This window comes from Mesorhizobium sp. USDA 3734, assembly GCF_056279665.1.
Genome location: NZ_JBWCCW010000001.1, coordinates 6,862,382 through 6,887,207, shown reverse-complemented (window position 1 = coordinate 6,887,207; position 24,826 = coordinate 6,862,382). Strand labels below are relative to the sequence as shown.

Below are 24,826 nucleotides of genomic sequence, written 5' to 3'. Positions count from 1 at the left end.
GATGTCCAACTTCGATGCACTCGTTCCCGCGCTGGCAAAGGCGCTGGAAAAACGCGGCTATTCCGAACTGACCCCCGTACAGAAGGCGGTTGTGGCGCCCGAACTCGGTGAGGCCGATGCGCTGGTTTCGGCGCAGACCGGCTCCGGCAAGACGGTGGCCTTCGGCCTCGCCTTGGCGCCAACCCTGCTCGGAGGCGCCGAGCGCTTTGGCCACGCCGCGGCACCACTGGCGCTGGCGGTGGCGCCGACGCGCGAACTGGCGTTGCAGGTGACGCGCGAGCTGGAATGGCTCTACGAGCTGACCGGCGCCACCGTGGCGTCCTGCGTCGGCGGCATGGACATGCGCTCGGAGCGGCGTGTGCTGGAGCGCGGCGCCCACATCGTCGTCGGCACGCCCGGCCGGCTGCGCGACCATATCACCCGGCGCTCGCTCGACATGTCGGCGCTCAAGGCGGTGGTGCTCGACGAGGCCGACGAGATGCTCGATCTCGGCTTTCGCGAGGACCTCGAATTCATCCTCGATGCTGCCCCCGCCGAGCGCCGCACGCTGATGTTCTCGGCCACCGTGCCGCGTTCGATCGCCACGCTGGCGCAGGGCTACCAGCGCGATGCCGTGCGCATTTCGGCCGCCGGCGAGGAAAAGCAGCATCTCGACATCGAATACCGGGCGCTGAGCGTTGCCCAGCCCGACCGGGAAAACGCCATCATCAACGTGCTGCGCTATTACGAGGCCAAGAACGCGCTGGTGTTCTGCAACACGCGTGCAGCCGTCAATCATCTCACCGCACGCTTCAACAACCGCAACTTCTCCGTTGTCGCCCTCTCCGGCGAACTCAGCCAGAACGAGCGCAGCCATGCCTTGCAGGCGATGCGCGACGGCCGCGCCAAGGTCTGCATCGCCACCGATGTGGCGGCGCGCGGCATCGACCTGCCCAACCTCGAACTGGTGATCCACGCCGACCTGCCGACCAATCCGGAAACGCTGCTGCACCGCAGCGGCCGCACCGGCCGTGCCGGGCGCAAGGGCGTCAGCGCGCTGATCGTGCCCAACAGCGCCCGCAAGCGCACCGAGCGGCTGCTGCAGAACGCCGGCCTCAAGGCGACATGGGCGAGCCCGCCCTCGGCCGACGACGTGATGCGGCGCGACGACGATCGCATCCTTGCCGATCCGGCTTTCGAAGAACCTGTGAAGGAGGACGAGCGCGGTTTCATCGACGCGCTGCTCGCCAGGCATGGCGCCGAACAGGTGGCCGCCGCCTTCGTGCGCCAGTGCCGGGCCAGCCGCTCGGCGCCCGAGGACCTCATGGAAATCGCGCCGTTCACGCCGTCGCGCGAAAGGCCGGCGGGCGAAGGTTTCGCGCGTCGCGACGAGGCACCCAGCCGCCGCGACGATTTCGGCGACAGCGTCTGGTTTTCGCTTTCGATCGGGCGCCGGCAGAATGCCGAGCCGCGCTGGCTGATCCCGATGCTGTGCCGCACCGGCAGCATCTCGAAGCGCGAGATCGGCGCCATCAAGATGCAGCCGGAGGAGACCTTCGTGCAGATCGCCGCCGACTGGGCCGACCGCTTCCTGGCCGCGATCGGTCCCGACCGCAAGCTGCAGGGCAACATCCTTGTGAAGCGGCTCGACGGCCAGCCTGATTTGTCGCGCGCCGGCTATCAGCCGCCGAGCCCCGACAAGAAACCGCATCGCGGCAAGGCGCCGTTCGACCCCAACGCGCCGAAGCGCAAATTCGAAAAACGCGCACCGGCATCAGCCGATCAGCGCCCGGCAGCCGCGCATGAGGCAAAGCCGTGGGCGAAGCCGGGCAAGCCGAAATTCGACAACACCGCCGCGCCGAAGCACAAGAAGGAGAAGAAGCGGCCCGCCTAGAACTTTGATCGGTTCGACGCGCTGGCCTGCAGGCCGGCCTTGATGGCGGCCCAGCTTGCCGCCGCCGGTGTTGGCCGATGCTTCTCTGCGATGCGCTCCGCCAGCGAGGAGCGCCACGCATGGTCCTGCGCCATCCTGCGGATCGCCGCATACCAGCCTTGCTGATCCTGTGAATCGATCGCCGGCATCAGGCCGCCGGTCGCCTCGATCAGCGACGGCGCTGTCGAGACGATAACCGGAACCCCGAAATCGAGGCATTCCGAGGCGCCGTAGCCCCAACCCTCGATATGCGAGGGAAAGACGCCGAAGGAAGCGCGGCGATAGTAGCCGATGAGTTCCTCGTCGCTGACCAGCCCGGTGAACGTGACCGACTGGAGGAGCTCGGGATGCGCCTTCAAGTAAGCCCGCAGCGGATCGATCATCCAACCCCAGCGCCCGGCGCAGACAAGCCGCGGCAGCTTGACGCCCTCGTCGAGCGCCTGCTGCCAGATCCGCGCCAACAGGATGTGGTTCTTGCGCACTTCGATGGTCGAGCAATAGAGCACGAACGGCTCGCCGGTCTCGATGCGCGAGGTCGTGCCCATGCGGGAAGCCGTCTCGTGCAGGATGGAGGGCATCGGAAAGCGATACACGACCGGCGCGGCGATGCCGGCTTTGCGCATATGGTCGGCGAGCGTGGCGCCAACCTCGTCAGAGGCGCAAAACGCCGGAGCGCCGGAGCCGACGAGGTGCTCGAGATAGGACCCGTAACGCCCCTCGCCAGTGCCCGCACCAAGCAGGTCGGGGCGTAGTGTCGGGATAAGATCGTGGCAAAGGAAGGCAAGGTCACCGGCCCCACCCGAGACGGCCGACCGGTCTTCCCCGGTCAGGATGTGATGGCTGATCAGCACAAGGCCGCGTTCCGTCTCGGCCGGTTGGCTTGGAACGTCCCGGCGCAGGCCCGACCGAATCCTCGCCCGCTGGTACAGGCGATAGGCACGGATCAGCAGCCTCGTCGCCTGATAGGCAATCCCTTTGCGGCCATTGGTCACCGTCTTGGCGAGATGGCGGTCAGCGTCGCGCTTGCCCCATGGCTGCTGCCGCACTGCCGCGAAGGCCTGCGACAGCGCCGTGCGTCTCCCCGGCCACCTCTGGACATGATGCGGTGAAATCTCACCTGCCGCGACATGGTCCTGTTCGTAGGGGGCAAGCGGGCGGAACCGGCCTTCATTGGCTCTGAACGCCACCACCTCCACGCATGGGTCGGGATCCGCCAACGCCGCGTTGATGAGAAAGCTTTCCACTCGTGGGATCCCGGCCAGGCCCTCACCTCGCGGCCAGAACATCAGGCCGGTGGCGTCGATGGCCAGCCTCGGAGGCCTTGCGACCTCCCTGTCCCCTATCGCGATGCTGGTATCGGAACGCTCGGCTGTCATTGTCTGCTTTTGGGTCTGCTTTTGGCGAAGGCGGTTGCACTTGATGCCTTATGCTTCATTTGCCGCCAGGACGGTAGCCATGCCGCCCGGTATTGCCCACCGGCTCGGCCCTGTGCCACATCTTGACCGGGACGTGGCGAGCGGGGGCGGCAAATGCGCGGCGAAGTGCTTCATTACGACGAGGACCAGGGCTTTGGCTTCATCACCGGAGCCGACGGCAACCCCTACACCTTCACCCGCGAGAACCTGCGCCGGCAAACCGCCATGCCCAACGGCACGGCCGTCGAGTTCCAGCCGGGCGGCGGCCAGGCGCGCGATGTCTTTTCGATTGGTGCCCAGACCGCCGCTGCGGCCGCCGCCGACCCCGGTATCAAGGCCGCACCGGCCCAGGCCGGCGTTCCCCCTGCAGCGGCCCCACCTCCTGCGCAGCGTTTCGGTCGGTCTTCCGAGACAGCCGAGCCCAGCGATCTCTGGGGCTATTTCTGGCGTGGCGTGACGAAAAACTATTTCAATTTCGCCGGGCGCGCCCGCCGCAAGGAATATTGGGGCTACAGCCTGTTCTGGATGGTTTGCCTGCTGATCATCGGCGGCATCGGCCTGTACACCGATATGGATATGGGCGGCTTCGACAGCGATATCTCGGGCGCGATAACGGTCGGGCTGTGCGGCACCTTCCTGCTGGCGACAATTCTTCCCAGTCTCGGCATGATCGTGCGCCGGCTGCACGACATCGGCCTGTCGGGCTGGCTCTGCCTGCTGATCCTGATCCCGACCATCGGCAGCCTGATCATCCTGGTCTTCGCGCTAATCCCGACGCAGGCCCGGGAAAACCAGTGGGGACCGGTGCCGGCAGGCGTCAGGGTCTAGGGGCGATGGCCTTCAAGGCGTCGCCCGAAAGCCTGAGAAAGACCTTCTGGCCGTGGCGTTCGGCGCCGAGCCGCGCGTAAAAACGCAGCGCGCCCTCGTTCCAGTCCTCGGTGGTCAGGTCGATACGGCCAATGCCGTGGTTGAGGCAATGGTCGGCGAGAAAGCCGATCAGCGCCCGGCCGACGCCGGCATTGCGGATGTTGTCGCGCACGAACAGGTCCTTGAGGAACAGCAGCCGCTCAAGATCGATGCCTGGATGCGCGATCGCCACCGACGCCAGGCCGCTGACCTCGCCGTCGACGAAGGCGAGCGCGAAATGCGGATAGGCCGGGCTTTCCTCGCCAAGCCATTTGCATGCGGCAGAGAGGGCCCGGTCGGCACCGGGAGGCGGCTGCCGGTAATGCTCCGCCATCTCGCACAACATTGCCGCGAGTGCCGCGGCGTCCTCGATCGTCGCCCAGCGGACGTCGACCGCCATGGGGATCAGCCCAGGAACCTGGCGATGATCGCGTCACCCATCTGAACCGTACCGACTTCGGTCATGCCATCGGACATGATGTCTTTCGTTCGCAGGCCTGCATCGAGCACGGCGGCGATCGCGCTTTCGACACGGTCGGCTTCATCGACCATGCCGAAGGAATAGCGCAGGCACATGGCGAAGGAGGCGATCATGGCGATCGGGTTGGCGATGCCCTTGCCGGCTATGTCGGGCGCCGAGCCGTGCACCGGCTCGTAGAGCGCCTTGCGCTTCTTGGTCTTCACGTCAGGCGCGCCGAGCGAGGCCGACGGCAGCATGCCGATGGAGCCGGTCAGCATGGCGGCGATGTCGGACAGCATGTCGCCGAACAGATTGTCGGTGACGATGACGTCGAATTGTTTTGGCCAGCGCACCAGCTGCATACCGCCGGCATCGGCCAGCATGTGGTCGAGCTTGACGTCCGGATAGCGCGCCTTGTGGGTCTGGGTGACGACCTCGTTCCACAGCACGCCCGACTTCATCACATTGCGCTTTTCCATCGAAGTGACGTGGTTCTTGCGCGTCCGCGCCAACTCGAAGGCGACGCCCGAAATGCGCTCGATCTCGAACGTGTCGTAGACCTGCGTGTCGATGCCGCGCTTCTGGCCGTTGCCGAGATCGATGATCTGCTTGGGCTCGCCGAAATAGACGCCGCCGGTCAGCTCGCGCACGATGAGGATGTCGAGGCCTTCGACCACCTCTTGCTTGAGCGAGGAGGACGCCGCCAGCGCCGGATAGCAGATGGCCGGGCGCAGATTGGCGAACAGCTCCATGTCCTTGCGCAGCCGCAGCAGGCCGGCCTCAGGGCGCACCTCGTAGGGCACCGCATCCCATTTCGGACCGCCGACGGCGCCGAACAGCACCGCGTCGGCGGCCATCGCCTTTTCCATGTCGGCATCGGAAATCGCCGCGCCATGCGCGTCATAGGCGCAGCCGCCAACCAGCCCGTCCTCGGTGGTAAAACCGCTGCCGAGCTTGTCGTTCATGGCTGATATGAGTTTCTTGACCTCGGCCATGGCCTCCGGACCGATGCCGTCGCCGGGGAGCAGGAAAAGATGCTTCGTTGCCATGGAGAAACCGTCCCAGAAAGAATGCGTTTCGATTTTGCCCAGCGTCCTTTGCACGCCAAGGAGGCGTGCGTCGCTGTGCGACCGCGCCTTGCTAAACGCCAAGCGCCCGGCGTGCAAGCCTGCAGGTCGCAACCATGATCACCGATGCGAGAGAATGTTGACCAGTCGGCCGAACGGATCGCGGACATAGAAGCGCCGTACGCCCCAAGGCTCGTCGGCCGGTCCGTATTCGATGGCGAAGCCGGCCGCCTTCATGGCATCGAGCGCCGCATCGACGTCATCGACCTCGATCGAAAGATCCGGCACCGGCGTGCCGGAGCCGCCTTGCGCCATGAAACTGACCTGCATCTGCATCGTTTCCTCGGAGCCGTAGGTGGCGATCCAGCCGAGATCCATCAGCACGTCGAGGCCGAGCACGTCCTGGTAGAAGCGCTTCGCCGCCGCGACATCCGATGTCTCGATGTTGGCAACGATGCGTTGGACTTTCATCGTCGGCCTGCCTTTCACGCCGTGCGCCGCAGCGCCGTGACTTCGATCTCGATCTTCATTTCCGGTCTGTTGAGCTGGCAGACGATCATCGTCGCCGCTGGCCTGATGTCGCCGAACGTCTCGCCGAGGATCGGGAAGACGATGTCCACGAAGGTCTGGTCGGTGATGTAGTAATGCGCCCGCACGACGTCGGCCATTTCGAAGCCGCCGTCATGAAGCGCCTTGCCGATCGTCGCCAGGCAATTGCGCGTCTGCGCCTCGACCGTCTCCGGCATCGTCATCGTCGCATAGTCGTAGCCGGTGGTGCCGGACACGAAACACCAGTCGCCCTGCACCACGGCGCGCGAATAGCCGGCGGTCTTTTCGAACGGCGAGCCGGTGGAGATGAGTTTACGCATGGGTGTCCCTCGCAAGTCAGTGCGGCCATCTAGCAGGTGAGAAGGTGACCCGGCCATGGGCCAAACCGGGCGGACTGTTGTCACGATGTGGCAAACGCAACCTCGGAGATTAGCCCGAGCATCCCTCGCATCGTCATCCCTGAGCGGAGCAAGGAGCGGAGCGACGCGGCGCAGACCATAGGATCCATGCCGCGACTTCAAGGCGTTGCAGCGGTGTAGAATTCTGCTCCGTAGCACCCTCCGATGACGGTCGCGGCATGGATCCTCGGGTCTGCGCTCCGCTGCGCGTCGCTCCGCCCGTGGATGACGAAAGCGCGGGGGGGCGCCGCGCAACGCTAATGCTTTAATTCGCCTGCCCCAGCGCCTTATCCAGCGCCTCCTTCACATCGGCCGGCCATGTCGCCACCGGCGGCCAGGCGTTCGGCTGGCCATTGTCGCCGCGACGGGCGAAGTAGAGCTTGTGCTTGGCCGGGTCGACCGCCATGAAGCCGTCATTGCCGCCGCAGTCATGCGGCACGCAGCCGCTGGCGTAGAAGGCGCCCGAAGCGGTCTTTTCCGTGCCGCCGCCGACCAGCAGGCTGGTCGCCATGTCGGGCATGTCCTTGCCGAGAAGCTTTTCAGCTTCCTTGTAGACGGCCTCGTTGTGGAAGGCGTCGATGATGTTCTGGTACTTTTCCGGATCGATGTCTTTCCAGTCCGTGCCGGGTTCCGGCATGTAGCTCAGATTGCCCGAAATCGTCAGCCCGTCGGTCGGCGACCATTGCAAAGCCGGCTTCTGATCTCCCGGCAACAGATAGGGCACGAAATAGATGGCGTTGTCGGACACCGCCGAGGGCGGCGCGCCGCAGTCGTCCTGCTCGACCGTGGTGCTCTGGATGGTGCCGCCTTCCGGCTTCCAGACGATCACCGTCGCCGGTCCGCATTGATTGCCGCCATCGCCGACATCGAACAGCGCCACCTTGACGCCGCCGACCTCGACTATTCTGTCGAAGAAGACGTCATAGTTGGTGGCCAGCTGCTTGCCGTCATAGGCAAGCACCTTCTCACCGTCCTGTTCCGGTTGGGTGATGGTCAGCGTGCCGCCTTCGAACGGTACGGGCGCCTGCTTGTCGTCATCGGAAGCGTCGGCGGCGTCTGTCCCCTGGTCGGCGGCAGGCTTTTCGGCCGCAGGCGGCGCGGCGGGCGTCTGCGTCTGGGCATGGCTCAAAGCGGCGGTCATCAGAAGAAACGCCAGCCCGCAAGTGCCGGCAAGAAGCGAACGAGTCATGTCTGTCCCTCCACTCAGTCGCCACGAACCCGGCCTGAAGGCGGCCGGGGCCAATCCACCCGGGAGCGTGCCGCTCAGGCCCAGGGGCGCTGTTCGGCGTTGCGCTTCTCGAACGAAGCGATGGCGCCGGCCTTCTCCATGGTCAGGCCGATGTCGTCGAGCCCGTTGAGCAGGCAGTGGCGCTTGAAGTCGTCGAGGTCGAAGGTGACCACGCCGCCATCCGGGCCGCGGATTTCCTTGGCCTCGAGGTCGACCGACACCGTGGCGTTGGAGCCGCGCGAGGCATCGTCCATCAGCTTCTCGAGATCCTCGGGGCTGACGGTGATCGGCAGGATGCCGTTCTTGAAGCAGTTGTTGTAGAAAATGTCGGCGAACGATGTCGAGATGACGCAACGAATGCCGAAGTCGAGCAGCGCCCACGGCGCGTGTTCACGCGACGAGCCGCAGCCGAAATTGTCGCCGGCGACCAGGATCTGCGCCTTGCGGTAGGCCGGCTTGTTGAGCACGAAATCCGGATTTTCCGAACCGTCGTCCTTGTAGCGCATTTCGGCGAACAGGCCGGTGCCAAGCCCGGTGCGCTTGATCGTCTTCAGATAATCCTTGGGGATGATCATGTCGGTGTCGACATTGACGATCGGCATTGGAGCGGCGACGCCGGTGAGCTTGGTGAATTTTTCCATGGCTTTGCCCGTGTTTTCGTTGCGGGAGGATTTGCTGACGCCGGTTTACACAAAGCCGACGGCAAATAAAAGGCAACTGTTTGTGCGCGGTGGCACAAGCCAGCCCGATGGTGCAATCTGCGTGTCATGGCAGAAAACTCGCACGTCCTCTATGCACGCGAAGCCGCGCTCGATATCGGCGAATTTCGCCGCGTTCTGATCGAATCCGGCCTCGGCGAGACACGCCCCGTCGATGAAGCTGTGCGGTTGCAGGCGATGCTGGCGGGCGCCAATCTGGTGCTGACCGCGCGCCTCGACGTGGAGGGCAAGCCGCTGATTGGCGTTATCAGGGCGATGACCGACTTTTCCTGGGTCTGCTACATCTCCGAACTCGCCGTTTCCCGGTCGGCGCAGGGGCTCGGCATCGGCAAGGGCCTGATGGACGAGGCGCGGCGGCAACTCGGTCCGTCCGTCGCCATCAGCCTGATCTCCATGCCCGACGCCGTCGGCTTCTACGATCGCATCGGCATGAAGCGCATGGCCGACGCCTTCTGGTTCTCCCGCAAGGGCTGACGCTCCTCACAAAGCCGTGACATTCCTGATGCTCTCGGTCACTTGACATGCAACCATTTGGTTGCATATTAAGCCATGAGCATGGATGCCGTCTTTCGCGCCCTGGCCGACCCGACCCGCCGGCAGTTGCTGGACAGCCTCCATGCCAGGAACGGGCAGACGCTGAACGCGCTGTGCGCCGAGATGGACATGACGCGCCAGGCGGTGACCAAGCATTTGGCGATCCTGGAGGAGGCCAACCTCGTCACCACCGTCCGCAAGGGGCGCGAGAAGGAGCATTACCTCAATCCCGTTCCCATCAACGAGATCGCCGACCGCTGGATCGGCAAATTCGAGCGGGGGCGGCTGACCGCTCTCGGCGACTTGAAGAAACGCCTCGAAAGGGAAGACTGATGAGCAACAAGTTCGTCTACGTGACCTACATCCGCACCACGCCCGAAAAGCTCTGGGAGGCGCTGACCGAGCCGGAGTTCAACCGGCAGTTCTTTCTCTGCTCCTATCAGGAGAGCGATTGGAAAGTGGGCTCCAGCTGGAAGCTGATGTTCCCGGACGGGCGCGTTGCGGACAGCGGCGAAATCCTCGAGATCGACCCGCCCAGACGCCTGGTCATCAAATGGCGCAATGAATGGATGCCGGAGGTGAAGGCCGACGGCTACACGCGCTGCACCTTCATCATCGAGCAGGACGGCGAGTTGATGAAGCTTGCCGTCACCCATGAAGCGGACGGGCCGCACAGCCTGATCGGGAACGTCGCCAAGGGCTGGCCGCTGGTGTTGGCCAACTTGAAGAGCCTGCTCGAGACCGGCAAGGGTTTTGAGCGTCCGCCATCAAAAGGATGAAGGCCTCGTTTCGATAACGAAACAAATTTAACGTGGAGGCATCCAAGATGCAAATTGCCAGGGTTCACAGCATGACCAATGGCGAAACGATCATGGCATCCGCCGAGATCGAAGCGCCTCCGGAACGCATCTTCAGGGCGCTGGTAGGCAAGGAAGTCGAGCAATGGTGGGGGTCTGCCGCTACCTACCGGATGGTCGACTGGTCGGCCGACCTTCGCGTCGGCGGCCATTGGACGGTTGTTGTCCGGACGGCTGGCGGCAGGGACCTGCCGGCCAGTGGCGAGTTCCTCGACATCGAGGCGCCACGCCAGATCGTGCAGACTCGGGCCTATGCATGGGACCATCCAACACTTGGCCGACGGAAAACGACGATTGCCTGGCTGCTGGAGCCGATCGCCGAGGGCACACGCCTCACCATATGCCATGGCGGTTTTTCCGGGCTGAGCGAAGCGGCCACCGAGCATGCCGAGGGTTGGGGACGCGTGCTGGCCTGGTTGCAGGCGTATGTCGAGGCTGGAAGACTGGCGGCGGCTTGAGCAGCGGGTCGGTGGCAGAGCGGCCCTTCACGCACCCTCGCCTTGACCCGCACCTCATCTGGTCCACATCCCATGCATGGAAAAGCAGGGGTATTTCATAGGCACGGCCGGCTGGGGAATTCCAACCCGACACAAGGAAGACTTCCCGCAACCTGGGTCGCATCTCGAACGCTACGCCCGACGCCTTCCAATCGTCGAGATCGACACCTCCTTCTACAAGCCGCACCGCCGCGAGACCTATGAGCGCTGGGCGGGTTCCGTCCCGGAGCATTTCCGCTTTGCCGTCAAGACGCCCAAGACCATCACCCATGAGCATCGTCTCGTCGGCTGCGAGACGCTTGTCGACGCCTTTCTCGAACAGGTTGAAGGTCTCGGCGAAAAGCTAAGCGTGCTTCTGGTGCAGCTGCCGCCGAGTTTGCCCTTCGAGGTAAGCGCCGCAGGTGGTTTCTTCGACATGCTGGGAAAGCGAACCCAGGCAAGGCTGGTATGCGAGCCGCGCCATCCCAGTTGGTTCGAAGCGGAGGCAGAAGCGCTTCTGGCAAGCCGCAGGATTGCGCGTGTTGCCGCCGACCCGGCTCCGGTCCCTGCGGCGGCGATGCCGGGCGGCTGGTCCGGCCTTGCCTATTTCCGCTGGCATGGCGTGCCGCGCGTCTATTATTCGGACTACGATGCCGAAAGTCTCGACCGGATCGGGCAGCAGGTGAAAGCAGCGGCCGCTTCCAGCGCCGAGGTCTGGTGCATTTTCGACAACACCGCATCGGGGCACGCGCTCGGCAACGCTCTCGCCATCGATGCGATGCTTCGCTAAATCACATTCAATTCCCGAAATGCCCGCCCTTCCGCGACGCGGCCATAGCCAAACGCCGAGCAATCCACCGTGCGATAGCCGCCATGGACGATGAGTTCCGCCAACGCCTTGCCGACCGCCGGCGCCTGCTGCAGGCCGTGGCCGGAAAAACCGTTGGCGAAGATGAAATTGCCGACCTCGGGATGCGGACCGATCACCGCGTTCTGGTCCAACGTGTTGTAGTCGTAATGGCCGGCCCAGGCGCGGGTCGGCTTGATCGCCTCGAAGGCCGGAATGCGGGTCGCCAGCGCCGGCCAGATCACCTCTTCGAACAGCGGCCAATCGACCTCGAAATCCCCGGGGGCCGCCGGGCCGTCGCCCTCTTCCGGTTCGGCGCCGCCCGTGAGGTAGACCGAGCCTTCCGGCCTGACATAGATGCCGGAGGGATCGACCAGCAGCGGCATGTCGGCATATTTCTCGCGCGCCTCGAAAACGAAGACGTTGCGCTTGCGCGGCTCGACCGGCAGCGCCAGCCCGGCAAGGGCCGCCACCTTGCCGGCATTCGGCCCGGCGGCGTTGACGACGATGCCGGCTTCCAGCCTGTCGCCATTGTCGAGGCTGACGCTGGTGACACGGTCGCCTTGCCGCCCGATGCCGGTGACACCGGCGGTGATGAAATCGATCTTCTTCTGCCGCAGCGCCTTGCGGAACAGCATCAGCATCGCATGCGCGTCGAACCAGCCCTCGCCGCTGCGGCCATAGGCGCCGGCGGTGATGCCCTCGGCCGACAGCCACGGGAAGCGGCGCACCAGCTGCTCCGCGTCCTCCAGCACGATGTCGGCGCCCTCGGCCATCTGCGCCTCGTGATTGGCCTTGAGGATCGGCAGCCCGTTCTCGCCGGCAAGGATCAGATAGCCACCCTCGCGAAAGCCGATATCGGCATCCGCGCCGAATTCTTCCTTCAGCCGCCGGAACAGCTTTAGCGTGAACTGCGACAGGCGGATGTTTTCCGGGATCGAGAATTGCTGGCGGATCGAGGCCAGGGACAGCGTCGTTGCCGCATGCGCGAATTGCGGATCGCGCTCGATCAGCGCGATCGAACCGGAAAACCCTTCCTCGCGCAGATAATAGGCGACCGAGGAGCCGACGATAGCCCCACCGATGATGACGATGTCGTAGCGCACGCTTTTATGCCCTTTCCGATTCGAGCCGCTGATCGGGGTCACGCGGCTGGCAAAATGATCTCGAAGCGCGTGCCGCGTTCGGAGTCAACCAGCGCGATCATACCATCATGCGCTTTCAGGAGGGCCAGCACGATGCCGAGACCCATGCCGGTGCCGCCGGTAGAGCGCCGCGTGGTGAAAAACGGCTCGAAGATGCGCGACCGGTTGCTGGGCGAAATGCCGGCGCCGTCGTCGCTGACCAGCACCGTCGCCTTGCCACCGGCACTTGCGGCAGTGATTGAAACCAGCGTCGCGCCATGCCGCGCCGAATTGTCGATGAGATTGGCCAGCACGATTGCCGCGTTCTCGGCCGATATGCGCAACCCGATCTCGCCGCCGACCTCGACGCGGACCGCCAGTCTGGTGTCGACGGGAAGCAGCGCTAACGCCGCACCGATCGAGGTGCTTTCGCCGCTCGGCGCAAGGTTTTCGGCGCGCGCCAGGTCGAGCAGGCGGCGCACCAGCAGATTGAGCCGCCCGGCATCGGTGACGATATTGTTGGAAAAGCGCCGCCGCTCCGTATCGTCCATCGCGCTGCCTGAATCGCGCAGCAGCTCGGCCGCGCCCTGGATCGCCGTCAGCGGCGATTTGAGTTCGTGCGAGACATGGGTGGCAAAAGTCTGGATTGAGTCCGATCGCGCCTGCAGCTTTTCGGCCATGTCGAGGAAAGCGGCGGAAAGCTCCGCCATCTCTCGAGTGCCATGGTGGTCGAGCGGCCGGATCGCCGCGCGATCGCCGGCGGCGATGCGCTCCGTGCGGTCGATCAGCGCATAGATCGGCCGGCTGACGGTGCGCAGGAAGACCAGGCCGATGAGCAGCGTGCCGCCGATTATGGCGATCGCCGCCAAGGTCACCTTGCCGCGCTCGCCATAGAGATGTTTTATGATGTTGTTGGGCGTCCGCGACACATAGACCACGCCGGCGACCTTGCCGTCGACGGCCACCGGCAAAGCGACGAAGACACGCACCTTGGTGCCGCGGCTGACCGAATAGAGCGGTGGCGCCGGCTGGTCGGGGATGCGCAGCCTGAGCGCGCTGGCATAGCGGCCGGCAAGTGCTGCGCGCACCTCCTCGACCTCGCCAAGCGACTGCCCGACCTCGCCGCGCCCGGCAATGACAACGCCTGTGGGATCGAGCAGCCGGAAGCCGGCCAGCGTGGTTTTCTGCGTGGCGTCGAGAATGCCGGACAGGCGCGCGCCGATCGCGGCGAAGGCGGGATCGGCGGTGCCTGGCATGGCCGACGGCCGGGTCGGCAGGACATAGTCGGAGGCGAGATCGAGTTGCGGCTCGATCGGCCTGTATAGCGGGTCAGGATTGACGCTTCGGCTTGACTCCCCGCTTGGCCCCGGCATCGGCGCACCGAGTTTTTCCGGCGGGATGCCGGCGTCGCGCACATCCTGCGCATAGATGGCGGCGATGGCCGCTCCTTGCGCGATCAGCTCGGCTTCGGTCTGGCGGATCAGCTGGTTCTCGTAGAGGCGAAAGAAGAACAGGCCGACCAGCGGCAAGGCCATCACCAGGATCAGGATGGCAACGACGACCGTGGCGAGCCGAGGCCGCCATTTGCGGCCGATCCATTTGCTCGTCAGCCGCATCGGCCAAGCCGGAAGCCGACGCCATGCACGGTCTCGATAACATCCGGGCAACCCACTGCCGCCAGCTTGGCGCGGATGTTGCGGATATGGCTGTCGACGGTGCGGCCGGCGACATGGATGTTGCCGGCATAGGCGCTGGCCATCACCGCGTCGCGGTCGAGCACATGCGCCGGCCGCGCCAGAAACCCTTTCAGGATCGAGAACTCTATCCCCGTCAGGGCAAGCGGCCTGCCGTCGAAGCTGGCGGCATGGCTGGCCGGCGCCAGAGCCAGTTTGCCATGCGAGAACTGCCTGTCGTCGGCCGGTTCGGACACCGCCGGGCGGGCGCGCCGCAGGATGACGTTGACGCGGGCGACCAGCTCGCGCGGGCTGAACGGTTTCGTCACATAGTCGTCGCCGCCCATTTCGAGCCCGAGGATGCGGTCGATCTCCTCGTCGCGCGCGGACAGGAACAGCACCGGCACATCGGATGTGTGCCTGAGCCGCCGGCAGACCTCCAGCCCGTCCATCTCCGGCATGCCGATGTCGAGCACGACCAGGTCAGGTGTGCGCCGTCCGATCGCTTGCAGGGCAGCCGCACCGTCGGCCACCCCAAGCGTTTTCATGCCGGCCTTTTCCAGCGCAAAGCAGATCACTTCGCGGATATGCGGATCATCGTCGGCGACGAGGATGTGATGCGGCATGGATCAGCGGCCCAGCATGGAAGGTTCGATGCGGTCAGGAACCACGAACGGCCCCCTGGTGTCGAGATATCCGAGCAGCCGCCAGTCGCGAAAGCTCCAGGCCCGCCAGTTCTGCTGCTGGGTGCGATACCAGCCTTCGTCGCTGCCGCGCAACCCGACGAGTTGGCGCAAGACCGGATCATTGGCGGCGGCCGTCCGGCTTTGATGATCGAGGAAGCGGTCGAGCGCCGGAAACGCGCCCGGGCCGAGCGAGCGCAGATACCAGGCGTCGAGGGAAATGCCCTGGCCGGTCATTTCGAAGGAGTGGTCGACATTGTAATTGGCGATCGTTGCTGCGAAATTGATGAAACAACCGGCATAAAGCGTCAGAGATAACGTCAGAAGATTGGCGGACAGCAGCCATTCATTGGATTTTCCGAGCGCGATGCGGGCGATGATCAGGGCAAGGCCTGATGCCACCAGCCCCATCCAGACGAAGGCGGCAACGCGCCAGTAGGTCAGCGCATAGATGCCGATATAGAGGTCGAGCCGCAGGATCGACGAGACGACCAGCATGATGTTCTGCGCCACCCAGGCATAGACCAGCCGGCGGATGATCGGATCGGCCGATGTCTCGCTGCCCGGCCGCAGCGCCGCCAGCACGAAGCCGGCGGCAAGCAGCGCGGTGGCAACAAGGGGATAGGCGCCGCGATGCGCGTAAGAGGCGTAGCTCAGCCCGTCGGGAAGCGCAGCCCCGCCCCACAGATAGGCGGCGTCGAGCCCGGTCTGCAGCGCAAACAGGATGTTGAAGACGACAAGCGCGCGAAGGATGGCTGCCTTGCCGAACAGGATGTCCTCGATGGTGGTGACGGTTTTCTCGGCTTGAGCGCTGATGGCAGCCGCCGGCGCCACGCGCGGAATGCGGCGTACCAGGCGCGGCAGGCGTGGCCGCAGAAAAGCCCAGACACCGGCGAGCACGAACAGCCAGAAGGCAATCCGCGCAAGCTGGATGAGATCGAGCAGCCTCACGAGGTCGATCAGCGACAACCAGTAGTCGATGACCGGATTGGCGGCGCCGAACAGCGCCAGGAAGACCGCGCCCAGGGTCAGCGGCATCGCCCAGACGGCGATCGCCGCCAGGCGGACCCGGCGGCGGCCGAAGCGCCGCGCCGTCTTGCGCCAGCGGATAAAATCACTGGCGAAGCGGAACGGCGCCGCCAGCCCGAACAGCGCGATCTGGCCGGCAATGCGCGCGATGCTGTGCCGCAGCCGCCCGCTCAGCGATAGCGCGAAGACGACCAGGGCCGCCAGCGCGATCGAGACCGACAGGGCGCTGACATTTTCAGCCAGCGGCAGCAGCGCGAGAAGCAGGGCAGCGGGCTTGAGCCAGACCCTGCCGTCGCTGAACGCTGCCGGGTGCACGGCCACGACAGCTGCGGCGATCAGCAGGGCGAACAGGAAAACCGTAATGCCGGCGGGCTGGCCGTAGAAGAGAAAATCCGCAAGTGCAGCCAGCAGGATGGCGACACCGAAGCGGCTGCAATAGCTCGGCGCGGCGGAGAACAACGCTGTCATGACCTGGCTTTCCTGATGGCGTCCCGGCGGATTGCCGGCGGGCTCTTGCGGACAAAGGGAATGAGGATCGCCGTCGCGCGCGGCGGATCGGCCAGCCACCAGCCTTCGTTGCGCAGTCGATAAGGCAGACGGAGTTTGGCTCGCTTTTGCATGCCGCCTGTCTCGCAGGCCGGCAGGGAAGCGATACGGCGGATCCGAGGAGGTTTTCGGCAGGCGTGTGCAGTTTTCGTGCAGAGGCTGCGCTTCAGGGCTGATGCGCTGCCCACCATCCTTTCCGGACGTTGGCGCCGCCCCAGCCAGGCTCCTTTCCTCTCCCTCCGGAGGGGGGAGAGGTGGCTCGGCAAAGCCGAGACGGAGTGGGGGAACCACCTGGCAATCGCCGCGAACGGACATAGGAAGGGCATTAGGCGCGAGAATCTTCCGGCACCGCGACAGGGAGGGGGGTCGACCCCCACTCCGTCGAGCTTCGCTCGACACCTCTCCCCCGATCGACGGGGGAGAGGAAGGACCTCTTCCGCAACTGCTGGGGGGAGGGCAGGCAGATGAGGGGCGGCGCCAGCTTCGACGATTGCTCGTCTCACAAGCCTAACCCTGCCCGCTTGCCTCCATCCCCCACAGGCGGCATAGATCATCCATGGAAACCTATCGCCCCCGCCGCTCCGTGCTCTACATCCCGGCCTCCAACGACAAGGCCTTGGCCAAGATCGCGCAGCTCACCTGCGACGCGATCATCATCGACCTGGAGGATGCCGTCGCCCCAGCCGACAAGATCGCCGCGCGCGAAAAACTGGCCGGCATTTTTGCCAACCGCCCAGCCCATATTGGCCGCTGCGATATGGTCGTGCGGATCAATGCGCTGGCCAGCGAATGGGGTGCCGACGACCTGCTGGCCGCCGCAAGCTGCGAAGCCGACGGCATCCTTCTGCCCAAGGTCGACACGCCGCGCGACCTGCTCGAGGCCGGCGATGTGCTCGACGACAATTTTGCGCCCGACAGCGTGAAACTGTGGGCGATGATCGAGACGCCCAAGGCGCTGCTCAACATCGGCGCCATCGCCGAGCTTGGCCGTGATCCGGCCTCTCGGCTCTCTTGTTTCGTTGCCGGAACGAATGATCTGGTCAAGGAAACCGGCGTGCTGGCGACACCCGACCGGCGCTACCTCGTGCCATGGCTGATGCAGATGGTGCTGGCCGCGCGTGCCGGCGGCATCGACATGGTCGACGGCGTCTCCAACGATTTTCGCGACCTCGATGCCTTCGCCCATGAGTGCACCGAGGCGGCCGCCATGGGATTCGACGGCAAGAGCCTCATCCATCCGGCCCAGGTCGAAGCCGCGAACCGCGCCTTCGCGCCGTCCAAGGAAGCAGTGGCCGATGCGTGCCTGGTCAGGCAAGCTTTCGCGCTGCCGGAAAATGCCGGCAAGGGCGTGATCGCGCTGAATGGCAAGATGGTCGAGCGTCTTCACCTGGCGCAGGCCGAAAAACTGCTGGCGAAGGCGGCCGCCATCGGCGCATGATATCAACCCTATGCTCGCGGGCTATGGGCACTCACGACAGGACTGAAAAATGAAACTCTACCGCTTCCTGACCGCCCCGGACGACGCCAGCTTTTGCCACAAGGTGACGGCGGCGCTGAACAAGGGCTGGCACCTGTTCGGCTCGCCGACCTATGCCTACGACAAGAAGGCCAAAACGATGCGCTGCGGCCAGGCCGTGGTCAAGGATATCGATGGTCAGGAATACGGGCCGGACACCAAGCTCAGCGACTGGTAGGCTTTTCGCTGAAGCACCCCACCCTTCGTCACCTAGGGCGGAGCAGCCGCGAAGCGGCGTCGCGCAGACCTAGGATCCATGCCGTTACATCAGTCGAAGAGCACGGCGGACGAGGATTAGTGGATAGGCAAAGCCCTAGGGATCACGGCCCGACACATTATCTGGAACCGCATGGTGAGTGTTCGATTCTGCGCCGTGGGTGCACTACACTATCATCACGGTATGGATCCTAGGGTCTGCGCCGCGTCGCTTCGCTCCTTGCTCCGCCCTAGGATGACGAAGGTGCAGGGCTACTCCGCCGCCTCTTCGATCTTCTCCATATCATCGTCCGACAGGCCGAAATGGTGGCCGATCTCGTGGATCAGCACGTGGGTGACGATGTCGCCCAGCGTTTCCTCATTCTCGGACCAGTAGTCGAGGATGGCGCGGCGGTAGAGCGTGATGCGGTTCGGGCCCTCGCCGGTCTGCGGATTCCAGCGTTCGGCGATGCCGCGCCCCTCGAACAGGCCGAGCAGGTCGAAGGGCGTTTCCAGCGACAGGTCGTCCATGATCTCGTCGGTCGGGAATTCGGCGATCTGGATGACGATTTCGCCGGTCAGCTTGCGAAAGTCCTCCGGCAGATGGGCATAGGCCTCCAGCGCCAGGAACTCCATTTCGTCCATCGAGGGCGAGAGTTCGTCGTGCCAGGTGCGGGTCTTGTAGATGCGGGCCATGCTTTATCCTTTGATCCCGGCATATAGGCTTTCACGCCGTAATCGGCAAATGAACGGGCCGATGCGCCTGCACATCCAGGTGGAGAGGAATAAATTCCCCATGAGTCTGCTTGACTCTTGGGATGCGCTCTGGAATCTATAAGAACATAACAGGAACAATTGTGAGTGGAAGCTGACCGTCATGGCGATGACCGCCGTGGCGCGGGAGACTGTTTTTGCCCTGCGCCGCCAGATCGCGAAGATCGAGGGAACGCTGCCCGAGCGCTTGGCTGCGCCGGCCGCCGCGACCTCCGATGCTGACGTCAACACCGATCTCACAATCGTCCGGCGCGGCATTGCCGTGGCGTTGCCGGATGCGTTCCTGCCCATCGGCGTCGAGCGCCTCGATGCCGCCCTGAGCGGTGGCCTGCCGAAGGCCGCCTTGAGCGAAATCCATGGGCTGGAAACCCGCGATGCCGGGGCCGTCGCCGGCTTCGCTTTGTCGCTTACCAGCCTGATCCTCAAGCAAAGGCCGGGGTTGCCGGTGCTGTGGATCGGGACCACGGAAATCTTCCGCGAAGCTGGCTTTCCCTATGCCAGGGGGCTGCATGCCTCCTTCGGCATCGAGCCGGGGCAATTGCTGTTTTCCGAGGCGCCAAGGCTTGTCGATGCGCTTTGGGTCGCCGAGGAGGCGGCCCGGATGACGGCGCTCGCCGCGGTCATCCTGGAAATTCGCGGCAATCCGCAGCGGCTGGACCTGACCGCGACACGCCGGCTGCATGCAAGGGCGCAAGGTGCCGGCCGGCCGGTGTTCCTGCTGCGGCAGGCGGCCGAGCCCGAGCCAACGGCCGCCCCCGTCCGCCTCATCGTCGCGTCGGCGCCGGCGGCGCCGCGCGCCACCATCGCCGGGCCGCTCGCCGGCTCGATCGGCCGCCCGGCCTTCACCCTCACCGTCGGCAAGAGCCGCACGGCCTTGCCTGGACAATTCACACTGGAGTGGAACCCCGATGAACGCGCATTTGACGAAAGAACAGGCGGGGAAAGAGACCGGGCAAAGAATCCTGTCCCTCTGGTTTCCCTATCTGGCGGTGGAAAGGATCCTGCGGCAGCGTCTGGGGCGGTCCTGGCGTTCCCGGCCGTCGGATCACCCATCTCACCCGCCGCTCGTGATCAGCCATCGCGACCGCAACGCGCAGCGCATCTCGGCCCTCGACGAGCGGGCTGAAGCGCTGCACCTGAAGCGCGACATGGGCATCGCCGATGCGCGCGCCATGCATCCGTCGATCGACGTCGTCGAGGCCGATCCGGAGGCCGACCGCCGCCTGCTCGAAGGCCTAGCCGACTGGTGCGACCGCTACACGCCGCTGGTGGCGCTGGACGGGGCGGACGGCCTGTTTCTCGACGTCACCGGCTGCACCCATCTGTTCGGCGGCGAACGCACCATGCTGGACGACATCCTGTCGCGTTTCTTCCACCAGGGATTCGATGTCCGCGCCGGGCTTGCCGCGACACCGGGGGCTGCATGGGCGGCGGCACGCTTTGCCGGCGACCGCATCGTGCCTTGCGGCGAGGAAGAAGCACTGCTCGCGCCCTTGCCGCTCGCCGCACTGCGCATCGAGCCGGCAACCCGCACCAGCCTGGAAAGCGTCGGCCTGCGCACGGCGGGCGCCGTCATGGCGGCGCCGCGCGCGCCGCTCGCCCGCCGCTTCGGCGCCTTGCTGCTGCTGCGCCTCGACCAGGCGCTTGGCCGCCTCGACGAAGCGGTGTCGCCGCGCCTGCCCGTCGCGCCGCTTTCGGTCGAACGCCACCTCGCCGAGCCCGTCACCTTGACCGAGGACATCGAACGGCTGGTGGGCATGCTGGCGGCGACCTTGAAAACCGATCTCGAGCGCCGCGGCGAGGGCGCCAGGACGCTGGCGCTGCTGCTCTTTCGCGTCGACGGCGCCGTCAGCCGCATCGCCATCGGCACCTCGCGGCCGATGCGCGAACCCCGGCTGATCCAGCGCTTGTTCCATGAGCGGCTGGCCGCCCTCGAACAGGATATCGATGCCGGCTACGGCTTCGATCTGGTGCGGCTTTCGGTGCTGACATCAGCCGCTTTCGACATGCAGCAGGCCGACCTTGCCGGCGAGGTGACCGATGACGGCGCCGATATCGCACTGTTCGCCGACCGCATCCGCGCCCGGCTCGGCGAGGGCGCGGTGCTGCAGCCGGTCACTGTGGAAAGCCATCTGCCGGAGCGCGCCGTCGTCACGATCCCCTTCACCGAACCCCCGCGCCGGACCACACCGCCGAAGAAGCCGGACAGGCTGCGGGCGCCGATGACCATTTTTCCGCCGGAACGGCCGATCCGGCTGTTCCGCTCGCCCGAACCCATCGACGTGCCGGCCACTGAAATGCCTGAAGGCCCGCCGCTGAACTTCCGCTGGCGGCGCGCGCTCTACCGCGTCACGCGGGCCGAGGGGCCGGAACGCATCGCCGCCGAATGGTGGCGCGAGGCAGCGAGCGATGAAGCTGCATCGACGCGCGACTATTTCCGCATCGAGGATGCCGACGGCCGCCGTTACTGGCTCTATAGGCAAGGCCTTTACGGCGGCGCCTCGCAGGTGCCGCCGCGCTGGTTCCTGCATGGGGTTTTTGCATGAACGCGCTGACCGTCATTCCCTATGCCGAGTTCGGCATCCAGTCGAATTTCTCCTTCCTGCGCGGCGCCTCCAAGCCGGAGGAGCTGGTGGTCGCTGCCAAGCTTCTCGGCTTCTCCGCGATCGGACTTGCCGACCGCAACACGGTGGCCGGCGTGGTGCGCGCCTGGCAGCAGGCCAAGGTCGAAAAGCTGTCCTATCATCCCGGCTGCCGGCTGGTTTTTGGCGACGGCACGCCGGACATTCTCGCCTACCCCCAGGACCGCAAGGGCTGGGGGCATCTCTGCCGCATGCTCACCCAGGCCAATCTGCGCGACGAGAACGAAAAGGGCGCCACCCTTCTCCAGCGCAGCGACCTCCTCGAATGGGGTGACCTGATGTCGCTGGCTGTCCTGCCCGATCTGACGGTGGGAGCGCAAGACGGTCTCGCTTTGCTTCGAGAACTCAAGGGCCGCTTCGGCCGGAACCTGTGGCTTGGCGTTTCGCCCGACTATGCCGGCAATGACCGTTTCCGGATCGAGCAGGCAGCGGCGATGGCCGAGAGCGCCGGCATTCCGCTGATGGCGACCAACGATGTTCTCTACCACACGGCCGAACGGCGCCCGCTACAGGACGTGCTGACCGCGATCCGCCTCAACACCCCCGTCGCCGAGGTCGGGCTGCAACTCACCGCCAATGCCGAACGCCATCTGAAGCCGCCGATGGAAATGGCGCGCCTGTTCCGCAGGCATCCGCAGGCGCTGGCCGAGACGCTGCGGTTTGCGGAAGAACTGACCTTCTCGCTTGGCGACCTCCAGTACAATTATCCGGACGAGCCGACGGAATCGGGTCTTGGCCCACAGGCCGAACTGGCGAGGCTGGCTCGTGAGGGGGCGGCGAACCGCTACCCGGCGGGTGTGCCGGCTTCCGTGACCAAGCGCATCGAGGAAGAGCTCGCTCTGATCGAGCGCCTCAACTATGCCCGCTATTTCCTGACCGTCTACGACATCGTCAAGTTCGCGCGCAGCAAGGATATTCTCTGCCAGGGACGTGGGTCAGCCGCCAATTCGGTCGTCTGCTTCTGCATCGGCATCACCGAAGTGGGGCCGGAAAAAATCGATTCTCTTTTCGAGCGCTTCATTTCCGAGGAAAGGAACGAACCGCCAGACATCGACGTCGATTTCGAGCACGAGAAGCGCGAAACCGTAATCCAGTACATCTACGAGAAATACAGCGGCAAGCGCACAGCACTTGCCGCCGCCGTCATCAGCTATCGCGGCCGCTCGGCGCTGCGCGAAGTGTCGAAAGCGATGGGCCTGTCCGAGGATGTCAGGGCATCGCTTTCTGGCTCGATCTGGGGTTGGTCGACATCGGAACTTGGCGAGAAGGAAGCCCGGGCCGGCGGCCTCGACCGCACCGACCCGGTGTCGAGGCACGTGATGGAGCGTGCCAACGAGATCATGGGTTTTCCACGCCACCTGTCCCAGCATGTCGGCGGTTTCGTCATCACCAGGGACCGGCTCGACGAGATCGTGCCCATCGTCAAGACGGCGATGGACCAGCGCAAGATGGTGGAGTGGGACAAGGATGATCTCGACGCGGTGAAGATCCTGAAAGTGGATGTGCTGGCGCTCGGCATGCTGACCTGCCTGCAACGCGCCTTCACCTTGCTCACCGAGCATTATCCGAAGGCGAGGGACCCGTATGGGCAGCCCTATGTGCTGGCCACCCTGCCGCCGGAGGATAAGCAGGTCTACAAGATGATCTGCCGCGCCGACACGCTCGGCGTCTTCCAGATCGAATCGCGCGCCCAGATGTCGATGCTGCCGCGTCTCAAGCCAGACAATTTTTATGATCTCGTCATCGAGGTGGCGATCGTGCGGCCGGGCCCGATCCAGGGCGACATGGTCCATCCCTATCTGCGCCGCCGGCAAGGCAAGGAAAAACCCGAATATCAGAAACCGGAGCTGGAGGCGATTCTCAGCAAGACGCTGGGTGTGCCGCTGTTTCAGGAACAGGCTATGAATATCGCCATCGTCGCCGGTGGTTTCAAACCGGGCGAAGCCGACGAATTACGCCGTGCCATGGCCACCTTCAAGCGTACCGGCACCATCGGCAATTACCGCGACCGTATGATCAATGGCATGGTCGGCAAGGGCTACACCAAGGACTTCGCCGAGCGCTGCTTCAAGCAGATCGAGGGTTTTGGCGAATACGGCTTTCCCGAAAGCCACGCTGCCTCCTTCGCCCTGCTCGTCTATGCCTCCTGCTGGTTCAAGACCTTCTATCCCGACGTGTTCTGCGCCGCGATCCTGAATTCGCAGCCGATGGGGTTTTACCAGCCGGCCCAGCTCGTCCGCGACGCGCGCGACCATGGTGTCGACATCCGCGAAGTCGACGTCAATTTCTCGGTCTGGGACTGCACGCTGGAGGAATCCCTGTTCGATCCGGCTCGCATTCTCGCGCGCCATGCCGAAATGCGCGGCGTCATCGAGACGAACCATGCGCTGCGGCTCGGCTTCAGGCAGATCAAGGGCCTGTCGAAGGAACGCATGGAGGCTTTCGTCGAGCGGCGCGGTTCAGGCTACTCGACCGTCCGGGATGTCTGGCTGCGCTCCGGCCTCGATGTCGACGAGATCGAGCGGCTGGCGCAGGCCGATGCCTTCCGTTCGCTCGGCCTCGACCGCCGCGAGGCGCTGTGGGCGGTGCGTGCGCTCGACGGCAAGAGTGCCGCCGAAAGACTGCCGTTGTTCGACCAGAAGGATATCCGCCTGCGCGAGCTGGAGCCCGAGACGAAGCTGCCGAAAATGCCGCTTGGCGAGCATGTCATCCACGATTACCGCTCGCTCGGCCTGTCGCTGAAGGCGCATCCGGTCGCCTTCCTGCGCGAGCGGCTCGACCGGGCCGGCGTCACGCCCAATGCGAACCTGCCTTCCGTGCGCGACGGCAGGCGTGTCACCGTTGCCGGCCTCGTGCTGGTGCGGCAGCGCCCCGGCAAGGGCAACGCGATCTTCCTGACGCTGGAAGACGACAAGGCCGTCGCCAACGTCATTTTCTGGCAAAGAACCTTCGACCGATACCGGCCTGTTATCATGGGCGCGCGGTTCGTGAAGGTCACCGGGAAACTGCAGTCGGAATCGGATGTGGTCCACATCGTCGCCGAGAAGATCGAGGATCTGACGCCCTGGCTGACCGTGCTTCTGGAGAAGGTCAGCGAGGCCGCACCGGCGGTTGCCGGTCCTGCGGAACGCGCTGCCAGGGGGCCCGATCGCTCCAATCGACCCGCTATAGGGAACACGCCGATCCGGCAGGACATCGCGACGCTGTCGGAAGAGGCGGAACAGGTCATGCCCAAGGGGCGTAATTTTCAGTAGGCAGCTCCCTACGGCCGCGCCA

The 24,826-nt window shown here is 65.0% G+C and carries 25 protein-coding genes; 12 read left to right on the top strand and 13 right to left on the bottom strand.

The window, feature by feature from the left end; genetic code table 11:
• Window position 1 precedes the first annotated feature (1 nt).
• Window positions 2–1,873, top strand: a complete 1,872-nt coding sequence (locus ACZ89F_RS32945; protein ID WP_476096387.1) for a DEAD/DEAH box helicase — start codon at window positions 2–4, stop codon at window positions 1,871–1,873.
• Here the strand turns inward: ACZ89F_RS32945 and ACZ89F_RS32940 are convergent.
• Window positions 1,870–3,156: a glycosyltransferase gene (locus tag ACZ89F_RS32940; protein WP_476096385.1), complete on the bottom strand. Its 1,287-nt coding sequence runs from the start codon at window positions 3,154–3,156 to the stop codon at window positions 1,870–1,872. The two genes, ACZ89F_RS32945 and ACZ89F_RS32940, sit on opposite strands and share 4 nt — an antisense overlap.
• 285 nt (window positions 3,157–3,441) lie before the next feature.
• Between ACZ89F_RS32940 and ACZ89F_RS32935 the strand changes: the two genes are divergently transcribed.
• Complete coding sequence (locus ACZ89F_RS32935; protein ID WP_476096384.1) at window positions 3,442–4,155, top strand: DUF805 domain-containing protein; 714 nt, start codon at window positions 3,442–3,444, stop codon at window positions 4,153–4,155.
• On the opposite strand, the gene ACZ89F_RS32930 is transcribed toward ACZ89F_RS32935, so the two are convergent.
• The 6 genes from ACZ89F_RS32930 to leuD form a co-directional block, all read right to left on the bottom strand.
• On the bottom strand, window positions 4,145–4,633 hold the full coding sequence (locus ACZ89F_RS32930; RefSeq protein WP_476096382.1) for an N-acetyltransferase family protein: 489 nt from the start codon (window positions 4,631–4,633) through the stop codon (window positions 4,145–4,147). The genes ACZ89F_RS32935 and ACZ89F_RS32930 overlap by 11 nt on opposite strands.
• 5 nt (window positions 4,634–4,638) lie before the next feature.
• Window positions 4,639–5,742, bottom strand: a complete 1,104-nt coding sequence (gene leuB, locus ACZ89F_RS32925) for a 3-isopropylmalate dehydrogenase (protein WP_476096380.1) — start codon at window positions 5,740–5,742, stop codon at window positions 4,639–4,641.
• Between the two features lie 138 nt (window positions 5,743–5,880).
• Entirely contained in the window at window positions 5,881–6,231 is a 351-nt protein-coding gene (locus tag ACZ89F_RS32920) for a VOC family protein (protein ID WP_476096379.1), read from the bottom strand.
• Between the two features lie 14 nt (window positions 6,232–6,245).
• Window positions 6,246–6,629, bottom strand: a complete 384-nt coding sequence (locus tag ACZ89F_RS32915) for a RidA family protein (RefSeq protein ID WP_476096377.1) — start codon at window positions 6,627–6,629, stop codon at window positions 6,246–6,248.
• Between the two features lie 343 nt (window positions 6,630–6,972).
• A complete protein-coding gene (locus tag ACZ89F_RS32910) occupies window positions 6,973–7,896 on the bottom strand; it encodes a hypothetical protein (protein ID WP_476096375.1) in 924 nt (307 codons plus the stop codon).
• Window positions 7,897–7,970: 74 nt separating this feature from the next.
• Entirely contained in the window at window positions 7,971–8,576 is a 606-nt protein-coding gene (leuD, locus tag ACZ89F_RS32905; RefSeq protein WP_023810900.1) for a 3-isopropylmalate dehydratase small subunit, read from the bottom strand.
• A gap of 126 nt (window positions 8,577–8,702) precedes the next feature.
• On the opposite strand from leuD, the gene ACZ89F_RS32900 reads away from it, so the two are divergent.
• The 5 genes from ACZ89F_RS32900 (at window position 8,703) to ACZ89F_RS32880 (ending at window position 11,311) form a co-directional block, all read left to right on the top strand.
• Window positions 8,703–9,128: a GNAT family N-acetyltransferase gene (locus tag ACZ89F_RS32900; protein ID WP_476096373.1), complete on the top strand. Its 426-nt coding sequence runs from the start codon at window positions 8,703–8,705 to the stop codon at window positions 9,126–9,128.
• Between the two features lie 75 nt (window positions 9,129–9,203).
• Complete coding sequence (locus ACZ89F_RS32895) at window positions 9,204–9,521, top strand: ArsR/SmtB family transcription factor (protein WP_476096371.1); 318 nt, start codon at window positions 9,204–9,206, stop codon at window positions 9,519–9,521.
• Window positions 9,521–9,967, top strand: a complete 447-nt coding sequence (locus ACZ89F_RS32890; protein WP_476096369.1) for an SRPBCC family protein — start codon at window positions 9,521–9,523, stop codon at window positions 9,965–9,967. The genes ACZ89F_RS32895 and ACZ89F_RS32890 overlap by 1 nt, the downstream gene beginning before the upstream one ends.
• A gap of 71 nt (window positions 9,968–10,038) precedes the next feature.
• A complete protein-coding gene (locus ACZ89F_RS32885; protein ID WP_476096367.1) occupies window positions 10,039–10,503 on the top strand; it encodes an SRPBCC family protein in 465 nt (154 codons plus the stop codon).
• Between the two features lie 76 nt (window positions 10,504–10,579).
• Window positions 10,580–11,311: a DUF72 domain-containing protein gene (locus ACZ89F_RS32880; RefSeq protein WP_476096366.1), complete on the top strand. Its 732-nt coding sequence runs from the start codon at window positions 10,580–10,582 to the stop codon at window positions 11,309–11,311.
• Here the strand turns inward: ACZ89F_RS32880 and ACZ89F_RS32875 are convergent.
• The 5 genes from ACZ89F_RS32875 to ACZ89F_RS32855 are packed head-to-tail and all read right to left on the bottom strand — an operon-like array spanning window position 11,308 to window position 16,497.
• Entirely contained in the window at window positions 11,308–12,474 is a 1,167-nt protein-coding gene (locus ACZ89F_RS32875; RefSeq protein ID WP_476096364.1) for an NAD(P)/FAD-dependent oxidoreductase, read from the bottom strand. The genes ACZ89F_RS32880 and ACZ89F_RS32875 overlap by 4 nt on opposite strands.
• A 38-nt stretch (window positions 12,475–12,512) precedes the next feature.
• Window positions 12,513–14,108 carry an ATP-binding protein gene (locus ACZ89F_RS32870; RefSeq protein WP_476096363.1) on the bottom strand — a complete coding sequence of 532 codons (1,596 nt, stop codon included), beginning with the start codon at window positions 14,106–14,108 and terminating at the stop codon, window positions 12,513–12,515.
• Complete coding sequence (locus ACZ89F_RS32865; protein ID WP_476096361.1) at window positions 14,099–14,791, bottom strand: response regulator transcription factor; 693 nt, start codon at window positions 14,789–14,791, stop codon at window positions 14,099–14,101. The genes ACZ89F_RS32870 and ACZ89F_RS32865 overlap by 10 nt, the downstream gene beginning before the upstream one ends.
• Window positions 14,792–14,794: 3 nt before the next feature.
• Window positions 14,795–16,345, bottom strand: coding sequence for a DUF4153 domain-containing protein (locus ACZ89F_RS32860; RefSeq protein WP_476096360.1), 1,551 nt, complete (start codon window positions 16,343–16,345; stop codon window positions 14,795–14,797).
• Complete coding sequence (locus ACZ89F_RS32855) at window positions 16,342–16,497, bottom strand: hypothetical protein (protein ID WP_476096359.1); 156 nt, start codon at window positions 16,495–16,497, stop codon at window positions 16,342–16,344. The genes ACZ89F_RS32860 and ACZ89F_RS32855 overlap by 4 nt, the downstream gene beginning before the upstream one ends.
• A gap of 482 nt (window positions 16,498–16,979) precedes the next feature.
• On the opposite strand from ACZ89F_RS32855, the gene ACZ89F_RS32850 reads away from it, so the two are divergent.
• The gene (locus ACZ89F_RS32850) at window positions 16,980–17,861 is read left to right on the top strand and encodes an HpcH/HpaI aldolase/citrate lyase family protein (RefSeq protein ID WP_476096358.1); all 882 of its coding nucleotides are present in this window, start codon (window positions 16,980–16,982) and stop codon (window positions 17,859–17,861) included.
• 49 nt (window positions 17,862–17,910) lie between these two features.
• A complete protein-coding gene (locus ACZ89F_RS32845; protein ID WP_027046018.1) occupies window positions 17,911–18,117 on the top strand; it encodes a DUF1737 domain-containing protein in 207 nt (68 codons plus the stop codon).
• Between the two features lie 290 nt (window positions 18,118–18,407).
• Here the strand turns inward: ACZ89F_RS32845 and ACZ89F_RS32840 are convergent, their stop codons facing one another.
• The gene (locus tag ACZ89F_RS32840; RefSeq protein WP_023763026.1) at window positions 18,408–18,830 is read right to left on the bottom strand and encodes a metallopeptidase family protein; all 423 of its coding nucleotides are present in this window, start codon (window positions 18,828–18,830) and stop codon (window positions 18,408–18,410) included.
• A 181-nt stretch (window positions 18,831–19,011) separates the two neighbouring features.
• Between ACZ89F_RS32840 and ACZ89F_RS32835 the strand changes: the two genes are divergently transcribed.
• From ACZ89F_RS32835 to ACZ89F_RS32825, 3 genes are read left to right on the top strand one after another with little or no spacing between them, the layout of a single operon-like run.
• Window positions 19,012–20,034, top strand: a complete 1,023-nt coding sequence (locus ACZ89F_RS32835; RefSeq protein ID WP_476096356.1) for an ImuA family protein — start codon at window positions 19,012–19,014, stop codon at window positions 20,032–20,034.
• Entirely contained in the window at window positions 19,976–21,454 is a 1,479-nt protein-coding gene (locus tag ACZ89F_RS32830; protein WP_476096355.1) for a DUF6504 family protein, read from the top strand. Before ACZ89F_RS32835 ends, ACZ89F_RS32830 begins: the two co-directional genes overlap by 59 nt.
• The gene (locus tag ACZ89F_RS32825) at window positions 21,451–24,804 is read left to right on the top strand and encodes an error-prone DNA polymerase (RefSeq protein ID WP_476096354.1); all 3,354 of its coding nucleotides are present in this window, start codon (window positions 21,451–21,453) and stop codon (window positions 24,802–24,804) included. Before ACZ89F_RS32830 ends, ACZ89F_RS32825 begins: the two co-directional genes overlap by 4 nt.
• Window positions 24,805–24,826 lie beyond the last annotated feature (22 nt).